The sequence below is a fragment of the Kocuria sp. CPCC 205260 genome (assembly GCF_040981045.1).
GTDB lineage: Bacteria > Actinomycetota > Actinomycetes > Actinomycetales > Micrococcaceae > Kocuria > Kocuria palustris.
This window is the reverse complement of the sequence record NZ_JAVKPT010000116.1, coordinates 1-512: the sequence shown is the minus strand read 5'-3', so window position 1 is coordinate 512 and position 512 is coordinate 1. Positions and strand designations below refer to the sequence as shown.

Genomic DNA, 512 nt, shown 5'->3' with positions numbered 1-512 from the left:
TCGGGCCAGGGTGTTGGTGGCAACGCGCTGGTAGTAGTTTTCGCGGGTTTCGTGGGCGCGGTGGGTGAGTGCGTCAACGGCGGCGACGATGGTTGGGGGGAAGTGCTCGGTGAGCTCCTGCAGGGTGATGGGGGTGTCTTCTACTACGTCGTGGAGCCAGGCCACTGCTTGGGCGGCTTCGGTGAGCTCATCGGGGGCGTAGCGGCATACCCGGATGCTGACGCGGCGGGGGTGGTCGATGTAAGGGGCGCCGGCTTTGTCGGTTTGGCCTTCATGGGCTGCGGTGGCCATGGAATGAGCGCGGTCGATGAGTGCGGTCATGGCTGTTCCTGTCGGGAGTAGTGCCTGCGGCAGCAGGTGGGGCCTCGACCCCGATTACAAAAGCAACAATACACTACTGGTCACAGTGGGTGAAAGTGGCGGCTGCTGGGCCTTTCCGCGGGGTGGGGCACCGGGTGAACGACGATCGCCTGGGTCTGCCTCGTTCAGCGCGGTGTGCTCTTCCCGGCCTG

The 512-nt window shown here is 65.0% G+C and carries 1 protein-coding gene; it reads right to left on the bottom strand.

The annotated features are described in order from the left end of the window. A partial coding sequence (locus tag RF645_RS13485; protein ID WP_368819290.1) for an HD domain-containing protein occupies positions 1–321 on the bottom strand: 321 nt, incomplete at its 3' end. Between the last annotated feature and the right edge of the window lie 191 nt (positions 322–512).